Annotated in this window: 1 protein-coding gene; it reads right to left on the bottom strand. The window is 47.9% G+C overall.

Features of this window, described 5'->3' with window-relative positions; translation table 11 throughout:
- The coding region (locus tag BLT_RS24170; protein WP_035426200.1) for a hypothetical protein at positions 1 to 397 on the bottom strand (397 nt) is incomplete at both ends.

Below are 397 nucleotides of genomic sequence, written 5' to 3'. Positions count from 1 at the left end.
TAAAGGATGCTTCACGCTCAACCGCTACATAGTAGCTGTTCGTAAAGCTCTTGAACGTTACACGACCGTCACGGACAATCGTCGGAACAACCGTTAGCGTTCCATCCGCATTGACACGAACAACAACCGTGCGATCCGGGTTCACGTCTTCAGAAAGAACGAGGTCACGTTCAAGATATTGAACAAAACGGTTCACTGGAGCCTCCACATCACCAGAACGAGCGACAATAGAAAACTCAACAATCGATGATTTCGCATTAATACCAAGCTCTGCAACCCGCTCAGCTGAATCAGCCACTGCATTTACAGAAATCGAAAGCTCAACATCGCCTTCGGTCACACCTAATCGTGTACGCAGCGCTTCATCACGAAGCTCACTTACTGGAAGGCTAATACT

It is taken from the genome of Halalkalibacterium ligniniphilum (assembly GCF_000334155.1).
In the GTDB taxonomy this organism is placed as follows: domain Bacteria; phylum Bacillota; class Bacilli; order Bacillales; family Bacillaceae_D; genus Halalkalibacterium; species Halalkalibacterium ligniniphilum.
This window is presented reverse-complemented; position numbering and strand designations above follow the sequence as displayed.